Source organism: Anaerovibrio sp. JC8 (assembly GCF_002100115.1).
Taxonomy (GTDB): Bacteria; Bacillota; Negativicutes; order Selenomonadales; family Selenomonadaceae; genus Anaerovibrio.
In genome coordinates, this window is sequence record NZ_ANBM01000031.1 from 1 (window position 1) to 951 (window position 951).

Below are 951 nucleotides of genomic sequence, written 5' to 3' on the forward strand. Positions count from 1 at the left end.
CCCATTAAAGGTGGAATAGTTTCCAGTTCCATATTCAAAGAAGGCACCATATTCCGTAGTGCCGGATTTCTTTTCATTCTGATGGCCAAGGGCCAGAATGGCATTCCAGGTGTGGCTGTCCACATGGCTGCCCGTCTCCTGCCGCATGGTGCCGCCGCCCATCTGGGCGAAGGTTGCCAGACCGTCAGTGCCGGTGTTGGAGCCCATGGAGAGGCCATCTACGGCCGCACCGACGAAATCATTACCGGCAGACAGTGCCGCCACGGATGCAGTTGCACCCATTACGGAGTTATGGGTCCAATCCGCAGACTTCACATCTGTACCTGTTTTTGCGGTGAAAATAAGATTGGTTCCGTCAAGGGATGCCTCACCTTCACCTTCCAGGGCCGTGCTCACCTTGTACTTGGTACCGGTGATGGTGCCCACGCTGTTGCCAAAATCAGACACCAGGGTCATCTTCTTGTTGGCTGCCAGTTCTTCTATATTGGTAAATTTAATATTGGAAGTATCTACTGCTGCCCCATTAAAGTTGATGTTCTTAGTTGTATCTGTCGCATGGGCAATAAGGGCCCCGCTGTCCTTCCATTCCACATTAGTGAAAGTCAGCTTGGAGGCGTTGTTGCCTGTCACTTGATAGTTGACGTTGCTGCTGTCCACGGCGATTTGGCCTGTCACCGCACCGTTTATCATCACACCGGAGAGAGGGCTGTATTCATAGGAAATGTCGCTTGGCTGCGTGATATGGTCACCAGTTATGCCCGCTGCATTGGCCAGCAGGGTCATGGCATCGCCGGCCTTGGCCGTTTGATCCAGTCCCGTGAAGGTCAGCTTTGAGGCGTCGATGGCCGTGTTCCCATCGAAGGCGAATTTATAGCTGTTAGGCAATGTGTAATAGGTTGTCCCCGTACTCCACGGAATGGAAGCCTGCACGTTGTTGCTGTTCACGCCAAA

The 951-nt window shown here is 52.8% G+C and carries 1 protein-coding gene; it reads right to left on the reverse strand.

The annotated features are described in order from the left end of the window. On the reverse strand, window positions 1-951 hold a 951-nt coding region (locus D081_RS12780), incomplete at both ends, for a hypothetical protein (RefSeq protein WP_158087678.1).